The sequence below is a fragment of the Paraburkholderia tropica genome, assembly GCF_900109265.1.
Classification (GTDB): Bacteria; Pseudomonadota; Gammaproteobacteria; order Burkholderiales; family Burkholderiaceae; genus Paraburkholderia; species Paraburkholderia tropica.
The window spans coordinates 275110-295195 of sequence record NZ_FNZM01000010.1 but is presented as its reverse complement, the minus strand read 5'-3'; the positions used below and the strand labels follow the sequence as shown (position 1 = coordinate 295195).

Below are 20086 nucleotides of genomic sequence, written 5' to 3'. Positions count from 1 at the left end.
GAAGTGACAACTGACGACGAAAACACCGCGTCAGCGACCCGCCGCCTCCATCGCTTCCTGCGTGAGCCACAGCGATTCCGGCAGATCCAGCTCGTTGAGATTGAGCCCGTCACCGCCACGATCGACGACGATGAAATCGCTCACCTCGCCCAGCGCGATCAGCGGGTGATGCCAGACGCCCTTCGCGTAATTCACGCCCTGCCACCCACTCGTGACGAACGCGCGAATCTTCGTCAGGTCCAGATCGCCAGCCAGCGCCACCACGACGAGATACGGCTTGTCGTTGAGCGGCACGAACGCCTGACTGCCGAGCGGATGCCGCTCCAGCATCTTCACTTCGAACGGCAGCACGCGCGGTTGTCCGCGAAACAGGTTGACCAGCGTGCGGCCGTTTTCGTCGGTGACATCCACTTTCGCGAGATCGTGATAGCGGATCGTCGTGCCCAGATTGATCGGAATCTGCTTCGCGCCTTCAAGCTCGATCACGTCACCGAACGGCGCGAACGCCTCGCGCGTGAGCGGCTCGATGGTCAGCGTGGTACGGGTATCGCTCATGATGCGGCTCAGGCCAGCGTGCCCCACAGACGCACGCGCGACACGCCGCCGTCCGGGATGATGTTGAAGCGCACGTGCGTGACCGGGCCGAGCGCCGCGAGTTCGCTTTCGAAGTAGTGCTGGTTATCCATTTGCAGCTTCTGCTCGCCGAGCAGCACGGGCCAGAACATCGCCTGCGTCACGAGCGAGCTGTCGGTGCCGCCCACCACGCGCGCGGCCTGGAACGAGCAGCGATCCGGATAATTGCCCTTGAAGTGCGCCGTATCGACTTCGATCCTCTTGATGATGCCCGGCTGCGCGAGCGCGATGATCGCCCAGTCGTTGCCCGGTTCGCGGCGGCGGCGCGTTTCCCAGCCGTCGCCCATGTTCACGCCGCGGCCCGGCATCAGAATCGTCGAGGCGAGACCGAAGTGCTGGTTGTTCGCGCCGACGAGATACGCGCCGTTTTCCATCGCGGCGAGGTCGAACAGTTCCGTGCGGCTCGCGCCCTGCCAGTCGAGTTGCGGCTGACCGTAGACACGCAGACGCGCGATGCCGCCGTCCGGATAGATGTTCACGCGCAGGTGCGTGAACGGCTTGTCGCTGCGCACTTCCACGTAGTGATGGCTGTTGCCGTTCAACGACATCGACGGCACGATTTCCGTCCATTGCGTCGAGCCGTTGGGCGCGCCGTCCGGCACGTGCGCGGCTTCGACGGAGGCCGCCGGCGGATAGTTGCCCGTGAAGTGGCTCGTGTCGAGATCGAGGCCCTTGATGACGCCCGGACGCGCAAGCTTCACGACGCACCAGTCGTAGCCCGTCGTGCGCTTGCGGCGCGTTTCCCAGCCGTCCATCCACTTGCCGTGGTCGTCGTACTTGCCAGGGATGAAGACGGCCGGCTCCGGATTGAGCATGCGCTCCTTCGGCGCGAAGAAGTCGTCGCTCGCCTCCAGCGCCTGCGCGCCCAGACGCGGGTCCGCGAGATTCACGTAGCGGCGCGTGAAGTCAGGTGCGTTGGGGTCGAGAGTCGGGAGTGCCATCTTTGTCTTCCTTCGTATCTATTCTGTGGTTCAAAAAGGCGCTGCGCTCCGCGTCGGCTGCCGGAGCGCATCGCCACGTCACGCGTCGATCAGCTCATCCAGCCTGAAGCGCGCAATGCGATAAATCTGGTCGAGGCTCGCGCGCATTTCGTCGGCGCGGCTGTTGTTCACGCGCGCTTCGAAGTTCGCGATGATGCCGTGACGGTCATAGCCACGCACCGCGAGAATGAACGGAAAGCCGAACTTCTCGCGATACGCGCGATTGAGCGCCTGCAGCTTGTCGAACTCTTCCTGCGTGCACTGGTTGAGGCCCGCGCCGCTCTGCTCGCGCGTCGATTCGGCGGTCAGTTCGCCGCGCACCGCCGCCTTGCCCGCGAGTTCCGGGTGAGCGTTGATGAGCGCGAGCTGACGCGTTTCGCCCGAGGTTTCGACGATGTTCGACATCGTCGTGTGCAGCATGTCGATGCTCGCGTAGGGGCGCTGCTGCGCGGCCGCCTCGGCCACCCAGGGCGAATGCTCGAAGATGCCCGAGAGCGCCGCCACGAAGGCGTCGGTCGAGGCCTGATTCAGCTGGTCGAGGGTGTAGTGCATTGCCTTCATGCGGCGGCCCCGCGGTTCTCGTTCTGTTGCGGTTGATAGGGATGGTGCTCGCGCCAGTGGCGCGCGATATCCACGCGGCGCGTGACCCATACGCGCTCGTGTTGTTCGATGTGATCGAGAAAGCGCTGCAGCGCGCGGAAGCGCCCCGGCCGTCCGAGCAGACGGCAGTGCATGCCGATCGACAGCATCTTCGGCGCTTCGTCGCCTTCCTCGTAGAGCACGTCGAACGCGTCGCGCAGATAGGTGAAGAAGTGATCCGCCGTATTGAAGCCTTGCGGCGTGGCGAAGCGCATGTCGTTGGTGTCGAGCGTGTACGGCACGATCAGTTGCGGCGAGGTCTTGCCGCCCGTCACCGTCACGTCCATCCAGAACGGCAGGTCGTCGCCGTAATTGTCGGAGTCGTAGAGAAAGCCGCCGTATTCCGCCACCAGACGATGCGTGTTCGGACTGTCGCGCCCCGTGTACCAGCCGAGCGGGCGCTGGCCCGTCACGCGCTCGATCGCCTGCATGCCGAGCTTCATGTGCTCGGCTTCGAGTTCCGGCGTCGCGTCCTGATAGTGAATCCAGCGATAACCGTGGCACGCGATCTCGTGACCCAGTTCGACGAATGCGCGCGCGACGTCGGGATAACGCTCGATCGCCATGCCCACGCCGAACACGGTCAGCGGCAGACCGCGCTTCTCGAACTCGCGCAGGATGCGCCACACGCCCGCGCGCGAGCCGTATTCGTAGATCGACTCCATGCTCATATGACGCGAGGGATACGCAGCCGCGCCGACGATCTCGGAGAGAAACTGCTCCGACGCGGGATCGCCGTGCAGCACGCAGTTCTCGCCGCCCTCTTCGTAGTTGAGCACGAACTGCACAGCGACGCGCGCGCGCCCAGGCCAGTTGGCCTGCACCGGATGGCGGCCATAACCGATCAGATCGCGGGGATAGTGGGGATCGAGTGGCATGCTGGTCGAATCAATCGAATGGTGAGGATAAAACACACGCTGAAAACGGCTTCCGGGTCCGCGCGATACCGGTACCACCCGCCTGCAAGCCTTGCGCCACAAGGATTGGCGGGATTCGACGGCGATCTGCTTCACGGACCGGCCCAGTGTAGCGAAATCGTCAGGCCGCGCCCATATGCACGCTCAGATAGTGCGGGTCAAGCGAGGTGTATGAGCCGGACGGGCCGCGCCCGGCTTGCACGCTCGCCGGACACGCGTTTACCCGTAGCGCAGCGGGCGCACCGGCGGCGGCGTGTCCGTCGCGCTCGCGGGGCTGGTCGGGCTGAAGCGGGCGAATTCGCCGTCGTAGCGCTTGGCGAGCGGACGCGCGAAGTCGCCGCGCTTGGCGGTCGTCAGGCGCAGCGCGACCAGCGCCTCGACCCATTTCACGGCCGCCGTCACGCCATCGACGACCGGCACGCCCAGCGCGTCCTCCACCTGGGCGCACAGGCTCGTCATGCCCGCGCAGCCAAGCACGATGGCATCGCTGCCGTCTTCCTCGAGCGCGCGCCGGCATTCGTCGACGATCGCGCGGCGCGCCGCCGAACCCGGCTCGTCGAGTTCGAGCACGGCCACGTCGATCGCGCGCACGTTGCGGCAGAAACGCGTCATGCCATAGCGCTCGGCCAGATGCCAGGCCATCGCGCGGGTGCGCGAGAGCGTCGTCACCACCGAGAAGCCGGGCGCGAGCACGCTCGCCGCGTGCATGGCCGCTTCGGCGATGCCCACCACCGGCCCGCGCGCCAGTTCGCGCGCGGCGTACAGACCGGGATCGCCGAAGCAGGCGATCACGTAGCCGTCATAGCCCTCGCGCTCGCCCGCCTCCACTTCCGCGAGCAAGCCGGGCGTCGCGAGCGCCTCGTCGTAATAGCCCTCGATCGAGGGCGGCCCCATGGTCGGACTCACGGCCACCACATCGGTGCCCGGCGCAACGACGGCGCGCGCGCACTGGTCCATGGCGGCCGTCATGCGCTGCGTGGTGTTCGGATTGATGAGTTTGATACGCATGGCAGTTCCTTCGTCTCCTTCGTCTCTTGCGTCTTTCGCGGGCTCAGGCCTGCGCGCGGGCGCGTTCGCCCATCGTGAAGGCGCGATAGAACAGTGCGCCGAGCGCCGCGCCGATGAACCACGAGAAGTTCGCCGCATTGCCGAACGACGGCATCATCACGCAGAGCACCGCGATCACGGCTGCGGGCAACAGCGCCGCGACCGCGCGCCAGTTCACGCCGTTGCTGTACCAGTACGCGCCCTTCGGCGAAACCGAATAAAGGTCGTCGACCGCGAGCCGGCCGCGCTTCACGAGATAGAAGTCGACGATCAGGACACCATACAAAGGCCCGATGAACGCGCCGAGCACGTCGAGCGTGTAGTGAATCACGCCCGGATTGTTGAACAGATTCCACGGCGTGATGAAGATCGACGCGACCGCCGCGAGCATGCCGCCCGCACGCCAGCTGATGAGACGCGGCGCGACGTTCGAGAAGTCGAACGCGGGCGACACGAAGTTCGCGACGATGTTGATGCCGATGGTCGCGATCGTGAACGTGAGCGCGCCCAGAATCACGGCGGTCGGATGATCGATACGACCCACCGTTTCGACCGGATCGGTAATCAGTTGCCCGAACACCGGCAGCGTCGCCGACGTCGTGATCACCGTGACCAGCGAAAACGCGAGAAAGTTGACGGGCAGGCCCCAGAAGTTGCCGCGATGCACGCTGCGCAGCGACTTGCCATAGCGCGAGAAGTCGCCGAAATTGAGCATCGGCCCCGAGAAATACGACACCACCAGCGAGATCGCCGTGATCATCACCGGAATCACCTCGGTGCCGTGATACTTCACGCCGCCGAGATTCAGGCCGATGTTCTGCCAGCCCGCGCGATAAACCATGTAACCCGCGAGCGCGAACATCACCACGTAGACTGCCGGGCCCGCGAAGTCGATGAACTTCTTGATGGTGTCCATGCCGTTCCAGAACACGAACGCCTGCAGCACCCAGAGCGTCATGAAGCCGGCCCAGCCGACCGTGGAAAGACCGAGCATGCCGTGCTTGTGCACGTCGGCGTAAGGCATCAGTTGCGGGAAGAATTTGAGCACGACGATCACAAGCGCGCTTGACGCCAGGAAGGTCTGGATGCCGTACCACGCCACCGCGATGAGGCCGCGAATCACAGCGGGAATATTCGCGCCGAGCACGCCGAAGGTGCCGCGGCACGCGACCGGATACGGCACGCCGTGACGCTGACTCGGACGCGCGATGAGATTGCAGAGCACGTTCACGATCGAGATGCCGACGATCAGCGCGACCAGCACCTGCCAGCTCGTGAGACCAAGCGCGAACAGCGAGCCCGCGAACACATAGCCGCCGACGCTGTGCACATCGGACATCCAGAACGCGAAGATGTTGTACGCGCCCCAGGTTTGCTCCTTGAGCGGCGCAAGATCGTGGTTGTAGAGCCGCTCGCTGTAGCCGGCCGGGATCGTCAGATTGTCGGCGCCATCGCCGCTGTTGCCGCTTTCGCCTGAATCGAAACCGGGCACTGCCGGACTGCCTGGAGATGCGCTGAACTGAGCCATGACCCGCTCCTTGGGATGGATACGCCGACGGAAAAAAGACGCCTGAACGCCTCGACACGCGCGCCGCGCCGCTCGTTGCGGCCGCCGCGATGATTCCCTGCGGATGCACGGGGCCTTGCGCCGCGTGCTGCGCACCGCGTCGGTCGCCGCTTGCGCGCGCCCTGATCGCCGTGCCCACCGTCATGCCGATGCGTGTGCGGAGAACGCCTGGCGGCGTGCGCATCACGATCGTTCGAATTCCCTGGTTTGCTCTGTTTCGTTCTTTTATGCGGCGGCGGTTGCTCGCCGCAACGCTCGCCGCCCTGCCCGATTCGGCGTCTGGTTCAACGTCCGGACGCCGCGGTCTCGCGCGTGCCGAACACATCCTGCAAATCGACCGATGCGCCCGCCGGCCGGTCGAGCATTTTCAGCTCGACGCCCTGCAGATGCCGCACCATCAGCGCCGCCGCTTCCTGCGCCTGACCGCTTTCGAGCGCCGTCAAAATGGCCTCGTGATCGTCGTACGAACAGGGGCTGCGTCCCGGCGATTCGTAAAGCGCCGAAATCAGCGTCGAACGCGCCACCAGTCCGTTCAGGCAGTCGCACAGCACCGTGTTGCCGGTAAGCGTCGCGAGCGCCGTGTGGAACTCGCCCGAGAGGCGAATCCACGCCGGAAAGTCGCGGCTCTCGAACGCCTTGCGTTCGCGCCGGATCGTCTCGCCGATGCTCTTCAACCGCCGGTTGCCGTGCTGCGCGCTGCAAACGCGCTCCACCACCGCGAGTTCGATGATGCGGCGCATCTCGAACACCTCGTGAACCTCCTGTAGCGAAGGACTCGCGACGAACGCGCCCCGGTTCGGTTCCAGATCGACGAGATGATCGGTGGCCAGCAGCGCCAGCGCCTGGCGGATCGGGCCACGCTTCACGCCGAACACTTCGCACAACTGCGCTTCCGTCAGCTTCGCGCCAGGCGGCAAACGATGTTCGAGGATCGCGGCGCGGATACGCGCGGCGATCGCCTCGGGTTTCGTGCCGGTCGCGTCGGCTTCGGTATCGGTTTCGGTGTTTCGCATGTCTGTCACCTTGATGTTGGGTATGCTAGTTTGGACATAAAGATTGTCAACAATTTTATCGGCCATCCTGGGGAAGATACCCACGCCGACGCAAGACGTTCGTGCATCGTAACGGTGAAACCCGCGTCAATTCTGGGAATATCGCACTTTCGTGGTGACCGGCTGCCCCACAATGGCCCAATTTTTTGTCAACAATCCAGTATCGAAGCGGTTCCTTGAACATGGGTATGGCGCTCGATTTTTTGGCAGTTAGTTGCAAATAAGGCGTCAAAAAAAGCGCCCGAAGGCGCTTCGCAGTCACGTCGATCAGCCAAGATGCGGATACCCGCTCATCTGCAACTCGAAACCATGCGCGTGGGCGCTCAATTGCGCCTGCGCGCCGAACGGCAGCGTGACCATATCGGCGATATGGCCGAACGGCAGGCCCGTGATCACCGGAATGCCCGCCAGCGAGCGAATCTGTTCGATCGCTGCGTGCAGGTCGTAACCGTTGTCGTAGTCGAACGGCTTGCCGCCCGAAAAATCGCCGAGCACGAGTGCCTTCTGCCGCGCGAGGATGCCGGAAAGATGCAGTTGATACAGCATGCGTTCGACGCGGAACGGCTGCTCGTTCACATCCTCGACGAAAAGAATGCCGCCCTCCACCGGCGGCATATACGGCGTGCCGATCAGCGACGTGAGCACGGCCAGATTGCCGCCCCAGAGCATGCCCGACACGTCGGCCTGCTGCGCCTGCGGCGCGTGCACCTTGAGCGTGTACTCGGGTTTCGTCAGCACGTCCCAGAAGTGGCGCATCGTGAAAGTGCTGAGCGTTTCCGCGCCGAAATCGCTGAGCAGCATCGGGCCGCCGAACGTCTTGATACCCGCGCGCGCGAACAGCGCCAGCTGGATCGCCGTGAAATCGCTATGACCGACCAACGCGATCGGCTGATCGGTCAGGCGTCGCTGCAGTCCTTCGTAGTCGAGTCCGTGCAGGACGCGCACCGCGCCGTACCCGCCGCGCACCGCCAGCGCGATGTCGGGCAAGGCGCGCGCGGGATCGGCGAGACGGTTCAGTTCGGCGGCGCGCTGGCCGTCGGTGCCCGCGAAGCGCTGAAAGCGGCGTTCGGTGGCGTCGACGTTCTCGACGCGGTGACCTTCGGCGCGCAGACGCGCGATCCCGCGATGCACCGCCGCCGGATCATGCGGATAGCCCGACGGCGCGATCAGTTCGATGGTGCGATGCTTGATCATGTTCGAGGCGGTGGAAGCTCGCCGGAGCGCGGCGAGCGGAGTCAGGATGGATTGTCGTCGGACGGCGCGCCAGCGGAGGCGTCGGTGGCCTGCTCCGCCGCTGCGCGTCGCGCTTCGCGGCTGGCACGGCGCCGCTCGGCGAAGAACGACCGCAGCGCGTCGCCGCATTCCGTTTCGAGCACGCCGCCCATCACGCTCGTGTGGTGATTGAGCTGGCCGTTCGAAAAGGCATCGACGACGCTGCCGCACGCGCCCGTCTTCGGGTCGCGCGCGCCGTACACGACGCGCGAGATGCGGGCGTGCATGATGGCGCCCGCGCACATCAGGCACGGTTCTAGGGTCACATAGAGTTCACAGCCGGGCAAGCGGTAGTTACCCAGCGCGGCGCCGGCCGCGCGCAGCGCCGCCATTTCCGCGTGCGCCGACGGGTCGTGCGTGCCGATCGGATGATTGAAGCCCGTGGCGATCACCTCGTCGCCGCGCACCAGCACCGCGCCGACCGGCACTTCGCCGGCCGCGCGCGCTTCGTCGGCGGCGGCTTGCGCGAGGCGCATGAAATGGCGGTCGCGGTCGGCGACGGGATCGGGTTGAGGAGCGGCGCAGGCGTCAGCCGAATGATCGGCGGAAGGAGCGACTGAAGGGTCGACAGCGGCAGCCGGTTCGGCGCTGACGCCCGGCTGCGGCGTCTCGTCGGGCGGCGTGGCGCCCGGATCGACGTTCACGCGCTGCCCGCCGCGAAGCCGCCCTCGCCTGCCGCGCGTTCGGACAGGCGTTCGGCGATACGGCGTCGGTATTCGTGCGGCACGACCATCGGGCCGCCGCGCAGCGACTCCAGCGCCATGTCGAGCGCGAGCATGCGCGCGCGCAGGCGGCAGCGCGCGGCTTTGTTGTCGCCGACCTTGGCGAGTTCTTCCTGGAGATCGCGCAGCGCGCGCAGTTGTTCGACCGCGGGCGGCACGAAACCGGCGTTCTTCAGGATGCGGTTCGCGACCCGGACGTCATCGGGCACGAACGGGTCGTCGTCGAGTTCCTGGGGCGCGCGTGCGCCATCCAGATCGTCGAAGTCGCCGCGCGCTGCTGCGGCGGCAATCCGTTGTTCGACGAGGGCATCAAGCAATTTCATCGGCAATCCACTACGTTGCGGCCCACGCATTCTATCAGGGTAAGACCTGGAAGACCGTCGACGTCTGTCGTGTGACACGTCAAGCTCTTACAGGTTGACAGGCGCCCTGTTTGATGCGAAGCGCATTAACTCAGACCAATACCGGAAAAACCGGATACGTCTGATGGCGCCCAGCCGCGGCACGGCGTTAGCGTGGCCAATCGGGGCGCAGGATCGACGCCGCCATCGCTCAACATTCTCTGGTGCGCACGCAATGACGAAACACACGAGTTTTGATGACAATCCGGTTAGATTTCGCGCGGCGCTCGCGCGCAAGGCGCGTTTGGGCGCGATCGGCCTCTTGATCGCCGTCAGCCTCAGCGGCTGCGGCGTGTTCTGCGGCGCAGCGGGCGGCAGCGGTGGCGGCGTCGCCGGCGGGTGCGGAACCGGCATGCGCTTCTAAAAAGCAAAGGCCCCGCTTTCACGGGGCCTTTGCCTGCATTGCGTGGATCGATTCGCTGCTTAGTCCTTCAGCACCTTGCCCACCGCATCGACCACGACGCTCACGTTCTTCTCATTGAGCCCGGCCACGCACATGCGGCCCGAACGCAGGATGTACACGCCGAACTCTTCCTTGAGCCGATCGACCTGCTCCGCGCTCAGCCCCGTGTACGTGAACATGCCGCGCTGCTTGACGTAGCGCTCCAGCGCCTCGCCGCTCACGTGCGCCTTGAGGCCGTCGTGAATCTTCACGCGCATGCGCGCGATGCGCTCGCACATCGCCGCCAACTCGGTTTCCCACGATTGCTTGAGTTCCGGCGTCGAGAGCACGCGCGTGACGATCTTCGCGCCGTGCGTCGGCGGATTGCTGTAGTTCGAGCGCACCGCGCTGGTCAGTTGACCCAGTACGCGGTCCGCAGCCGCCGCGTCTTCGCAGATCACATGCAGACCGCCGCAACGCTCGCCGTACAGCGAGAAGTTCTTCGAGAACGAATTCGCGACCAGCGCCGGCACGCCGCGGCGGCCGAGTTCGCGCACGGCGAACGCATCGGCGTCGAGGCCCGCGCCGAAGCCCTGATACGCCATATCGACGAACGGCAGCAGATCGCGCTTTTGCAGCACGTCGATCAGTTGCACCCACTGCGCGTCGTTCAGATCGACGCCGGTCGGGTTATGGCAGCACGCGTGCAGCAGCACCACGCTCTTCGCGGGCAACGCGTCGATGGCCGAGAGCATCGCGTCGAACTTCAGGCCACCCGTCGCCTCGTCGTAGTACGGGTACGTGTTCACTTCGAAACCCGCGCGCTCGAAGATGAAACGATGGTTTTCCCACGTCGGATCGCTCACCCACACCTGGCTCTGCGGGAAATAGCGCTTGATGAAATCGGCGCCGACCTTGAGCGCGCCCGAGCCGCCGAGCGTCTGCACGGTCGCGATGCGAGCCGCCGCGCGCGACGGGCACTCGGCGCCGAACACGAGCGCCTGCACCGCATCGCGATACTGCGCGAAACCGGCCATCGGCAGATAGGGCTTCGGACCCGGCTCGTTGAGAATCGCCGCTTCCGCTGCGTGGACGGCCCGCATCACCGGCAAGCGGCCGTCGTCGTCGAAATAGATGCCAATGCTCAGATTGACCTTGTTCTGGCGCGGATCTTTCTGGAAGTTCTCGTTGAGCGAGAGAATCGGGTCGCCGGGATAGGCATCGATATGTTCGAACATGACGGTTGCTTGTTTCGTTGATGAGCAGGTTACGAAGTGGCCGGCGCAGTTTGCCGACTCGCTTATCGCGTCGGCACGCTGCCTTGCAGCGCGGGCGCCGCGCCACGACGCCAGAAACGATACGCACCGGCGAGCACGGCCAGCCACACGGGAATCAGATACACGGAAATGCGCAGGTCCGGAATCAAATACATTACAACGAGAATGCCCGCGAGGAACACCAGGCACACGTAATTCGTGAGCGGATAGCCGAGGCTCTTGAACGCCGTCGTCTCGCCGGCGCGCGCCTTTTCGCGGCGGAATTTCAGGTGGATCAGGCTGATCATCGCCCAGTTGATGATCAGCGCGGAGACCACGAGCCCCATCAGCAGCTCGAAAGCCTTGCCCGGCATGAAGTAGTTGATCAGCACGCAAGCCGCCGTCGCGACCGCCGTCACCGCGAGCGCCGCTAGCGGAATGCCGCGGCTGTTCACCTTGAGCAGCGCGCGCGGCGCGTTGCCCTGCAGCGCGAGACCGTAGAGCATGCGGCTGTTGCAGTACACGCCGCTGTTATAGACCGAGAGCGCCGCCGTCAGCACGACCACGTTGAGCACGTGCGCGACGAGATTGCTGTTCATCGCGTGGAAAATCAGCACGAAGGGGCTGCCGCCCGACACGACCTTTTCCCACGGATACAGCGAGAGCAGCACGCCCAGCGCGCCGACGTAGAAAATCAGGATGCGATAGATGACCTGGTTGGTCGCGCGCGGGATGGTGTGCGAGGGATCGTCGGCTTCGGCGGCGGTGATGCCGACCAGTTCGAGACCGCCGAACGAGAACATCACGACGGCCATCGACATCACGAGACCCGACACGCCGTGCGGGAAGAAGCCGCCGTGACGCCAGAGATTCGACACGCCCGCTTCCGGCCCCGCCGAACCCGAGAGCAGCAGCCAGCCGCCGAACGCGATCATGCCGACGATGGCGAGCACCTTGATGATCGCGAACCAGAATTCGAGCTCGCCGTACGACTTGACGCTCGCCAGATTGATGCCGTTGATGACGACGAAGAAACCGAGCGCCGAGACCCATGTCGGCAGAGTCGGCCACCAGTAGTGCATGTAGATGCCGACCGCCGACAGTTCCGCCATGCTCACGAGCACGTAGAGCACCCAGTAATTCCAGCCGGAGAGAAAGCCTGCAAACGGGCCGAAGTATTTATCGGCGAAATAGCTGAACGAACCGGCGACGGGCTCGTCGACGACCATCTCGCCCAGTTGCCGCATGATGAAGAACGCGACGACGCCGGCAATGGCATAGCCGAGCAGCACCGAAGGACCGGCCGTCTGGATCGTCTGCGCGATGCCGAGGAACAGGCCCGTGCCGATTGCGCCGCCCAGCGCGATCAGTTGAATGTGACGGTTCTTGAGGCCGCGCTTGAGGTGGCCGTTCGCGTCCTGCTGACCGCGTGCGCCGCTTGTATCGTGGGAAACCATGTCTCTTCCTGTCTCTTCTTTATCGATGCGCCCGCGAGGTGTCCGGCTGGGGACCCTGCACGGCCGCGCGAAATAAAATTGCGCGCGCAACTTTCTGCGCTGGCGCGCTTACGAGACCATCGGCAGCAGCCGACAAGCCCGTCAGGTGCGCCCAGTGTATAGGCGGCGGGGGAAAATATGATTTCATCTGATACGCAGGCAAACCCTGATTGGTACAATTTCGTTTCGCATCGAACTTATCCCGAGCAAGAAAAGTGCAAAACATCGCCCTCGACCCCATCGATCTGCGGCTACTTGCCGCGCTCCAGCAGCACGGACGCGCCTCGAACCTCGAGCTGGCCGCCGCCGTGAAGCTCTCGCCGGCCCAGACGCTCAGACGCCATCGCCGACTCGAAGAACTGGGCGTGATCAAGCGCTACGAGACGCGCCTCGACCCGCAAGCACTCGGCTTTGGCGTGGTCGCGTTCATTCAGGTGACGATGGAGCGCGGGCACATGCGCGAGCTTATGAAGTTCAAGGAACTCGTCGCGCAGTTGCCGCAGGTGCAGGAGTGCTACTCCGTGACCGGCGATATCGACTACGTACTGAAAGTGGTGGCGCGCGATCTCAAGGCGCTGTCCGAATTCCTGCTAGACACGCTCATGCGCGCGCCTGGCGTGAGCAGCGTGCATTCGATTGTCTGCCTCGATGAACTCAAGGGTACGAGCGCGATGCCGTTGGAGGCGTGAGCGGAGCGTGAAGCCGGCTCGCTGGGGATAAGTCCCGTGCGGGTACACAATTTTATCTCATTTGCATGCCGCAGATGAGGGAAGATTGCGTTTTGGCCCTGTGAGCAAGGGCGAAATCGAATAAGTACGAAGGGATCAGATTTTGTAGGGGACGCGGATGCCGCCAACAAAAAACCCGCGCCGGATCGAGATCCGTGCGCGGGTTTTTTGTTGACGCCGACGCGCGAACGCGTCGGTTAGAACGGGATTATTCCCACTCGATCGTCGCAGGCGGCTTACCCGAAATGTCGTACACGACACGGTTAATACCGCGCACTTCATTGATGATGCGGTTCGACACATGGCCGAGCAGCTCATGCGGCAGATGCGCCCAATGCGCCGTCATGAAGTCGAGCGTCTGCACAGCGCGCAGCGCGACGACATACTCATACGTGCGGCCATCGCCCATCACGCCCACGCTCTTCACCGGCAGGAATACCGCGAATGCCTGGCTCGTCAGCTCGTACCACGACTTGCCGGTTTCCTTGTCGATGGTGTTGCGCAGCGTCTCGATGAAGATCGCGTCCGCGCGGCGCAGCAAATCCGCGAAATCGCGCTTCACTTCGCCGAGAATCCGCACGCCCAGACCCGGGCCAGGGAACGGGTGGCGATACACCATGTCGTGCGGCAGACCGAGCTTCACGCCCAGTTCGCGGACTTCGTCCTTGAACAGTTCGCGCAGCGGCTCGAGCAGTTTCAGGTTCAGCGTTTCCGGCAGGCCGCCCACGTTGTGGTGGCTCTTGATCGTGTGCGCGCCCTTCTTGCCCTTGCCCGCCGACTCGATCACATCCGGATAGATCGTGCCTTGCGCGAGCCACTTCGCGTCCGTCAGCTTGCCCGCTTCGGTCTGGAAGACTTCCACGAACTCCGCGCCGATGATCTTGCGCTTCGCTTCCGGATCGGTCACGCCCGCCAGCTTCGACATGAACGCCTGGCTCGCATCGACGTGAATCACCTTCACGCCGAGGTTGTCCGCGAACATCGACATGACCTGTTCGGCTTCGTTCAGGCGCAGGAGGCCGTGATCGACGAACACGCAGGTCAGCTGGTCGCCGATCGCACGATGCAGCAGCGCCGCCGCCACCGACGAATCCACGCCGCCCGACAGACCGAGAATGACGTGTTCCTTGCCGACCTGCTTGCGGATCGCTTCGACGGCTTCGTCGATGTAGTGACCCATTTCCCAGTCGGCCTTCGCGTTACAGATGCCCAGCACGAAGCGCTCGAGCATCGCGCGGCCCTGCACCGTATGCGTGACTTCCGGGTGCCATTGCAGGCCGTAGAAGTGACGCGCCTCGTCGGCCATCGCCGCGATCGGGCACGATTCCGTCGACGCCATCAGCTGGAAGCCCGCCGGCATTTCGATGACCTTGTCGCCGTGGCTCATCCACACCTTGAGCATGCCGTGGCCTTCCGACGTGCGGAAGTCTTCGATGCCGTTCAGGAAGCTCGTGTGATTGCGCGCGCGCACTTCGGCGTAACCGAATTCGCGCAGGTGGCCGCCGTCGACCTTGCCGCCGAGCTGCTCGGCCATCGTCTGCATGCCGTAGCAGATGCCGAGCACGGGCACGCCCAGTTCGAACACGGCTTGCGGCGCGCGCGGCGTGTCGGTTTCGGTGACCGAATTCGGGCCGCCCGAGAGAATGATGCCCTTCGGTGCGAATTCGCGGATGAACGCGTCGTCGACGTCGTACGGGTGGATTTCCGAGTAGACGTTGGCTTCGCGCACGCGGCGCGCGATCAGCTGGGTGACTTGCGAACCGAAGTCGAGGATCAGGATTTTGTCATGCATGGCAGCGGACGAGACCTCAAAAAGAACGGATACAGAAAGCCGCGCGCTGGCTGAGCATGGCGCGCGGCATGAATTTTTCGGACCGGGGCGCGGAACCTTGCCGCCGTGGAGCGGCGCGGTTCGGGCGGACTACGTCTGTCGAAACGGCGGCCGGTTTCGCGGGCCTTAGCCACGCAGCGGCGGCCTCGGCGCGTCGGCGGCTTCGTCGCGCGCGGTGAGGCGCGCGTCCGCGGCTTCGGTCGACCCGGCGGCTTCGGCCACCGGATGCGGGACCGTTGTCGATCCGGCAGCGGGCGCAACAGGTGCAGCGGGCGCAAGCGGCTCGACCACCACCGGCTCGACGGCAGGCGCCGTCTTCTCGCCCGCGAAAACCGGCTTCGCGTAGACGACCGGCTCGTCGCGGCGGGCTTTCGCCGCCGCACGCGCTTCGCGCTCCTGCGCAGCGGCTTCGGAAGCCAGCACGCGATCGCGCTGCTTCACCGCGCCCGCGAGACGCGCGCCGCCAAGTCCGACGATGATCAGCCAGACCCCGACCGCGCCTGCCACAAGCTGACCGAAGCCTGTGAGCCGCGGCTCGTGCAGACCGATCAGCCAGACCAGCATCAGCACACCCGCGATCCAGTTGACGTGGCCCGCGGTGCGTCCGACCGTGGCGGTCAGCGCGCCGTCGATGGCGCCGCGCAGCGCGAGCCAGGCGAAACCGATCAGCACGACCCCGAACGCCTGTCCGATGAGCGCCGGCTGCGCCTGCACGAGTTGCAGCGCGTTGTAGAGCGAGGTCCACGGCGTGAGCAGAAACAGCACGCCGAAACCCAGCAACGTCAACGCATCGACAATCAGCACTATGCGCAGCAGCGGCTTCATCGGGGCTTAGTCCACGTGGTAGTTGGGCGCTTCCTTCGTGATCTGCACGTCATGCACGTGCGATTCGTTCAAGCCGGCGCCGGTGATCTGCACGAACTCCGCCTTCGTGTGCAGTTCGTCGATCGTGCGGCAACCACAGTAGCCCATCGAGGCGCGCACGCCGCCGATCATCTGGAACAGGATCGCGTTGATCGGGCCCTTGTAGGCCACACGGCCTTCGATGCCTTCCGGCACGAGCTTGTCGATGTTCGCCGAGTTGTCCTGGAAGTAGCGGTCCGCCGCGCCGTCCTTCATCGCGCCGACCGAACCCATGCCGCGGTACGACTTGTACTGGCGGCCCTGGAACAGGAACACGTCGCCCGGCGATTCTTCGGTGCCCGCGAACATGCTGCCCATCATCACGGCGTTCGCGCCGGCGGCCAGCGCCTTCGACACGTCGCCCGAGTAGCGCACGCCACCGTCGGCGATGCACGGCACGCCGGTGCCCTTGAGCGCTTCGGCGACGTTCGAGATGGCCGTGATCTGCGGCACGCCCACACCCGCGACGATACGCGTCGTGCAGATCGAACCCGGGCCGATACCGACCTTCACGCCGTCCGCGCCGTACTCGACGAGCGCGCGCGCAGCGTCAGCCGTGGCGATGTTGCCGCCGATGACTTCGACGTGCGGGAAGTTCTGCTTGACCCAGCGAACGCGCTCGAGCACGCCCTTGCTGTGGCCGTGCGCCGTATCGACGACGATGACGTCGACGCCGGCCTGCACCAGCAGCTCGACGCGCTCTTCGTTGTCAGGACCGACGCCGACTGCCGCGCCCGCGCGCAGCTTGCCGTGCTCGTCCTTGCAGGCGGCCGGGTGTTCGGTCTGCTTGGTGATGTCCTTGACGGTCATGAGGCCGCGCAGTTCGAACGCTTCGTTCACGACCAGCACGCGCTCGAGGCGGTGGCTGTGCATGAGCGACTTGGCTTCGGCCAGCGGCGTGCCTTCCTTGACGGTGACGAGGCGCTCGCGCGGCGTCATGATCGAGCGCACGGGTTCGTCGAGACGGGTTTCGAAGCGCAGATCGCGGTTGGTCACGATACCGACGAGTTGCGCGCCTTCCACGACCGGGAAGCCCGAGATGCCATGCTGCTGCGAGAGCGCGATGACGTCGGCGACCTTCATCTGCGGCGGCACGGTAATCGGATCGCGCACGACGCCCGACTCGAAACGCTTCACCTTCGCCACTTCGCGCGCCTGTTCGGACGGCGTGAGGTTCTTGTGGACGATACCGACGCCGCCCTGCTGCGCCATGGCGATCGCCAGACGACCTTCCGTGACGGTATCCATAGCGGCCGACACGAGCGGAATGTTCAGGGAGATATTGCGGGTCAGCCGGGTTTTCAGGCTGGTGTCGCGCGGGAGAACGTCGGAGAAGGCGGGAACGAGGAGCACGTCATCGAACGTGAGTGCTTTCTGGATCAGACGCATGGCAAATCCTATAGGCGCAAAAGCAGATTATACGGGATACCGCCCTGGAAATCATCAGTGCCTACAGTAGCTTAGCGCCGAATTTGGGATTTCCGCGAAGTTTTGAAGGGGTCTCGCGGCGCCTCGGCCATCGTATGCGCACCGGGATTTCGACCCGATTTTCACTTCAGCTCCGCCGCACGCGAGTCCGGTGCAGGATTGAACAAGACGCGCACGCACCGCCCCGCTATGCTGGCACCCATTCTGAGCGGCCATGCGGGCCGCCAGCGCGCAATCAGCGCGTTCAAGCAAAGCCGAAGCGGAGGCAAGTGAAATGCAGCGTGGTGTGTTGTACGGCGTGTTGGCCGGTGCGTTATGGGGAACCGTCTTTCTGGTGCCCCGGCAATTGCCGGAGTTTTCGCCGCTGCTGCTGAGCGCCGGACGCTATGTCATGTACGGGCTCGTTTCGCTCGCGGCGCTCGTGCCGATGCTGCGCCGCGTCTGGCCGCGCATCACGCGCGCGGATCTGATCGCGCTCGTCAAGCTCGCGCTGATGGGCAATCTGCTTTATTACCTCTTTCTCGCCAGTGCAATCCATCTCGTGGGCATCGCGCCCGCTTCGCTGATCGTCGGCGTGCTGCCGGTGACCGTCACGTATCTGGGTCGTGGCGATCACGGCGCCGTGCCGCTTTCGAAGCTCGTCTGGCCGCTCGCGATGATCGCGGCCGGCATCGTCTGCATCAACGTGGATGTGTTCACGGCCGACGCCTCCGACCACGCGAGCGTGCTGACCAAGATCGCCGGGCTCGGCTGCGCGCTGGGCGCGCTGGTCTGCTGGACGTGGTTCGCGGTCGAAAACGCGCGCTACCTCCAGCGCAACGACCACTTCGGCGGCAATGAATGGTCGGTGCTCTGGGGCGTGGTGACGGGCGCGCTCGGCGCGCTGCTGTGGCTCGTGATTCTCGTGCTGCCCTCCGGCGCGGTGCAGGCAACCGTCGCCGACGGCCGCTGGACCACGTTCTGGCAACTCAATCTGGTGCTGGCGATCGGCGCGTCGTGGCTCGGCAACGGGCTCTGGAACGCCGCCGCCAAGCGCCTGCCGCTCACGCTGTCCGGGCAGATGATCGTATTCGAGACGCTGTTCGCGCTGCTCTACGGCTTTATCTACGATCACCGCCTGCCGCGCGTACTCGAAGTCGCCGCCATCGTCCTGCTGATGGCGGGCGTGAGCTGGTCGGTGCGCCAGCACGCGGGCGGCCCGGAAGACACCGCGCACGGCGACGGCCTCGTGCCGGACGGCGATCTGCCGGGTCTCGGCGGCGATTCGGGCCCGCGCACGCCCGGCAACGGCAGCGAGCGACGCAGCACGACGGCCTGATCCCGCTTGATCCCGCTTGATCCCTTGTGGAGCGGGCGCGAAAACCGCGCGCTTAAAACGAATTCGGCGCGGTCCATCGAACGATGGCCGCGCCGAAATGCTGATCGCTCAGACTAAAACGCCGAAGACACGCCGAACCGGCTCAGCGCGAATCCTTGTTCTGCCACTTGCGCCCTTCGATCGAGCCTTCCTTGCGCGTCTTGTCGACGCGGCGCTGGCGCGCGAGCTTGGGATCGACCAGCAGCGGACGGTAGATTTCCACGCGATCGTGGTCGGCGAGCACCGTGTCGAGCGGCTTGAGCTTGCCATAGACGCCCACCTTCAGTGTCGTCAGATCGATCTCGGGATGGCGCGCGAGCACGCCGCTCGCCTCGATCGCCTGCTGCACCGTGGCGCCCGGCGCCAGTTGCACGCCGATGAGCGTCTGCGCGTCGGGCAGCGCGTAGCAGACGTCGATGGACAGTGTCGCGCTCATACCTTGTTCTTGCCGTAGCGCTGGTCGGCACGCTTGACGAACGAATCGACAAAGGTGTTCGCGATGTGATGGAACACCGGCCCGATGATCTTTTCGAGAATGATGTTCGAAAACTCGTAATGCAGCGCGAATTCGATCTTGCAGGCATCGGCGCGCAGCGGCGTGAAGCGCCAGGCGCCCGTGAACTTCTTGAAAGGACCGTCCGTGAACTCCATATCGATACGTTCCGGGCGTGTCTGCGTGTTGCGCGTGGCGAAGTGCTGCTTGATACCCTTGAAGTTGATGTCGATCTTCGCCTCCATACCGGTTTCGTCCTTGCGACGAACCTCGACGCCGCCGCACCACGGCAGGAAGTTGGGGTAGTCGTCGACGTCGGTGACGAGGTCGAACATCTGTTCCGCCGAATGGCGAATCAACACGGTTTTCTGGACATCCGCCATAAATTGCGCAATGCGAGGCAAGGGTGAAAGCGCGACGGGCTTTCGCTGGCCCGCTTTGCTAAAATCGTAATTTTACAAGAGTTGGGCCTTTTCCATTTTCCTATGAGCATCATCGACAACAGAAAAGCGTTCTTCGACTACTTCATCGAAGAGCGCTACGAGGCAGGACTCGTGCTCGAAGGATGGGAGGTCAAGGCTATGCGCGCCGGGCGGGCCCAGATCAAGGAAGGCTACGTCATCATCAAGGACGGCGAGCTTTACCTGATCGGCACGCACATCAGCCCGCTGCCGGAGGCCTCGACGCACATCAATCCCGATCCCACGCGCACCCGCAAGCTGCTGCTGCACCGCGACCAGATCGACAAGCTGATCGGGAAGATCGAGCAGCGCGGCTTCACGCTCGTGCCCCTGAATTTCCACTACAAGGGCGGTCGCGTGAAGTGCGAAATCGGCCTTGCGAAGGGCAAGAAGCAGCACGACAAGCGCGAAACCGAGAAGCAGCGCGACTGGCAGCGCGAAAAGGCGCGCCTGATGCGCACGCCGACCTGATCGCACGCGTTCCACGCGTCACGTGCGTCCGGATGCAAAAAGGGCGGCGT

The 20086-nt window shown here is 64.6% G+C and carries 21 protein-coding genes; 4 read left to right on the top strand and 17 right to left on the bottom strand.

Translation table 11 applies throughout. The annotated features are described in order from the left end of the window. Positions 1-30 precede the first annotated feature (30 nt). The 10 genes from BMY06_RS18805 to BMY06_RS18760 all read right to left on the bottom strand — a co-directional run bounded on the left by BMY06_RS18805 (position 31) and on the right by BMY06_RS18760 (position 9152). Positions 31-555 carry an ureidoglycolate lyase gene (locus BMY06_RS18805; RefSeq protein ID WP_074984590.1) on the bottom strand — a complete coding sequence of 175 codons (525 nt, stop codon included), beginning with the start codon at positions 553-555 and terminating at the stop codon, positions 31-33. Positions 556-563: 8 nt separating this feature from the next. Continuing rightward, positions 564-1574 carry an allantoicase gene (gene alc, locus BMY06_RS18800; RefSeq protein ID WP_074984534.1) on the bottom strand — a complete coding sequence of 337 codons (1011 nt, stop codon included), beginning with the start codon at positions 1572-1574 and terminating at the stop codon, positions 564-566. Positions 1575-1652: 78 nt separating this feature from the next. Next, complete coding sequence (gene uraD, locus BMY06_RS18795) at positions 1653-2174, bottom strand: 2-oxo-4-hydroxy-4-carboxy-5-ureidoimidazoline decarboxylase (protein WP_065060139.1); 522 nt, start codon at positions 2172-2174, stop codon at positions 1653-1655. After that, complete coding sequence (gene puuE, locus BMY06_RS18790; protein WP_074984532.1) at positions 2171-3130, bottom strand: allantoinase PuuE; 960 nt, start codon at positions 3128-3130, stop codon at positions 2171-2173. The genes uraD and puuE overlap by 4 nt, the downstream gene beginning before the upstream one ends. Positions 3131-3388: 258 nt before the next feature. After that, a complete protein-coding gene (locus tag BMY06_RS18785) occupies positions 3389-4177 on the bottom strand; it encodes an aspartate/glutamate racemase family protein (protein WP_074984531.1) in 789 nt (262 codons plus the stop codon). Positions 4178-4220: 43 nt separating this feature from the next. Continuing rightward, entirely contained in the window at positions 4221-5744 is a 1524-nt protein-coding gene (locus tag BMY06_RS18780; protein ID WP_074984529.1) for an NCS1 family nucleobase:cation symporter-1, read from the bottom strand. Positions 5745-6067: 323 nt separating this feature from the next. Further along, positions 6068-6796 (bottom strand): GntR family transcriptional regulator, encoded by a 729-nt coding sequence (locus BMY06_RS18775; protein ID WP_065060143.1) that lies wholly within the window; start codon positions 6794-6796, stop codon positions 6068-6070. Between the two features lie 306 nt (positions 6797-7102). Further along, the gene (ldcA, locus tag BMY06_RS18770) at positions 7103-8029 is read right to left on the bottom strand and encodes a muramoyltetrapeptide carboxypeptidase (protein WP_065060144.1); all 927 of its coding nucleotides are present in this window, start codon (positions 8027-8029) and stop codon (positions 7103-7105) included. Between the two features lie 41 nt (positions 8030-8070). Continuing rightward, on the bottom strand, positions 8071-8751 hold the full coding sequence (tadA, locus tag BMY06_RS18765) for a tRNA adenosine(34) deaminase TadA (protein ID WP_074984527.1): 681 nt from the start codon (positions 8749-8751) through the stop codon (positions 8071-8073). After that, positions 8748-9152, bottom strand: coding sequence for a DnaJ family domain-containing protein (locus tag BMY06_RS18760; RefSeq protein ID WP_065060145.1), 405 nt, complete (start codon positions 9150-9152; stop codon positions 8748-8750). Before BMY06_RS18760 ends, tadA begins: the two co-directional genes overlap by 4 nt. A gap of 253 nt (positions 9153-9405) precedes the next feature. Here BMY06_RS18760 and BMY06_RS18755 point away from each other — a divergent pair, with 253 nt between their 5' ends. Next, positions 9406-9594 (top strand): hypothetical protein, encoded by a 189-nt coding sequence (locus BMY06_RS18755; RefSeq protein ID WP_074984526.1) that lies wholly within the window; start codon positions 9406-9408, stop codon positions 9592-9594. A gap of 59 nt (positions 9595-9653) precedes the next feature. On the opposite strand, the gene BMY06_RS18750 is transcribed toward BMY06_RS18755, so the two are convergent. Further along, entirely contained in the window at positions 9654-10850 is a 1197-nt protein-coding gene (locus tag BMY06_RS18750; RefSeq protein ID WP_074984524.1) for an amino acid aminotransferase, read from the bottom strand. Between the two features lie 62 nt (positions 10851-10912). After that, positions 10913-12325, bottom strand: coding sequence for an amino acid permease (locus tag BMY06_RS18745; protein WP_065060147.1), 1413 nt, complete (start codon positions 12323-12325; stop codon positions 10913-10915). A gap of 254 nt (positions 12326-12579) precedes the next feature. Here BMY06_RS18745 and BMY06_RS18740 point away from each other — a divergent pair, with 254 nt between their 5' ends. After that, positions 12580-13053, top strand: a complete 474-nt coding sequence (locus BMY06_RS18740) for an Lrp/AsnC family transcriptional regulator (RefSeq protein WP_065060148.1) — start codon at positions 12580-12582, stop codon at positions 13051-13053. A gap of 247 nt (positions 13054-13300) precedes the next feature. Here the strand turns inward: BMY06_RS18740 and guaA are convergent, their stop codons facing one another. The 3 genes from guaA to guaB all read right to left on the bottom strand — a co-directional run bounded on the left by guaA (position 13301) and on the right by guaB (position 17215). After that, positions 13301-14884 (bottom strand): glutamine-hydrolyzing GMP synthase, encoded by a 1584-nt coding sequence (gene guaA, locus BMY06_RS18735; protein WP_074984522.1) that lies wholly within the window; start codon positions 14882-14884, stop codon positions 13301-13303. A 165-nt stretch (positions 14885-15049) separates the two neighbouring features. Continuing rightward, positions 15050-15748 (bottom strand): hypothetical protein, encoded by a 699-nt coding sequence (locus BMY06_RS18730; RefSeq protein WP_065060150.1) that lies wholly within the window; start codon positions 15746-15748, stop codon positions 15050-15052. 6 nt (positions 15749-15754) lie between these two features. After that, positions 15755-17215: an IMP dehydrogenase gene (gene guaB, locus BMY06_RS18725; protein WP_065060151.1), complete on the bottom strand. Its 1461-nt coding sequence runs from the start codon at positions 17213-17215 to the stop codon at positions 15755-15757. Positions 17216-17528: 313 nt separating this feature from the next. Between guaB and BMY06_RS18720 the strand changes: the two genes are divergently transcribed. Continuing rightward, positions 17529-18572, top strand: a complete 1044-nt coding sequence (locus tag BMY06_RS18720; protein WP_080180070.1) for a DMT family transporter — start codon at positions 17529-17531, stop codon at positions 18570-18572. Between the two features lie 142 nt (positions 18573-18714). Here BMY06_RS18720 and BMY06_RS18715 read toward each other — a convergent pair whose 3' ends face one another. Further along, positions 18715-19047, bottom strand: coding sequence for an RnfH family protein (locus BMY06_RS18715; protein WP_074984520.1), 333 nt, complete (start codon positions 19045-19047; stop codon positions 18715-18717). Continuing rightward, complete coding sequence (locus BMY06_RS18710; RefSeq protein WP_065060153.1) at positions 19044-19487, bottom strand: type II toxin-antitoxin system RatA family toxin; 444 nt, start codon at positions 19485-19487, stop codon at positions 19044-19046. The genes BMY06_RS18715 and BMY06_RS18710 overlap by 4 nt, the downstream gene beginning before the upstream one ends. Positions 19488-19589: 102 nt before the next feature. Here BMY06_RS18710 and smpB point away from each other — a divergent pair, with 102 nt between their 5' ends. Beyond that, entirely contained in the window at positions 19590-20036 is a 447-nt protein-coding gene (gene smpB, locus BMY06_RS18705) for an SsrA-binding protein SmpB (RefSeq protein ID WP_065060154.1), read from the top strand. Positions 20037-20086 lie beyond the last annotated feature (50 nt).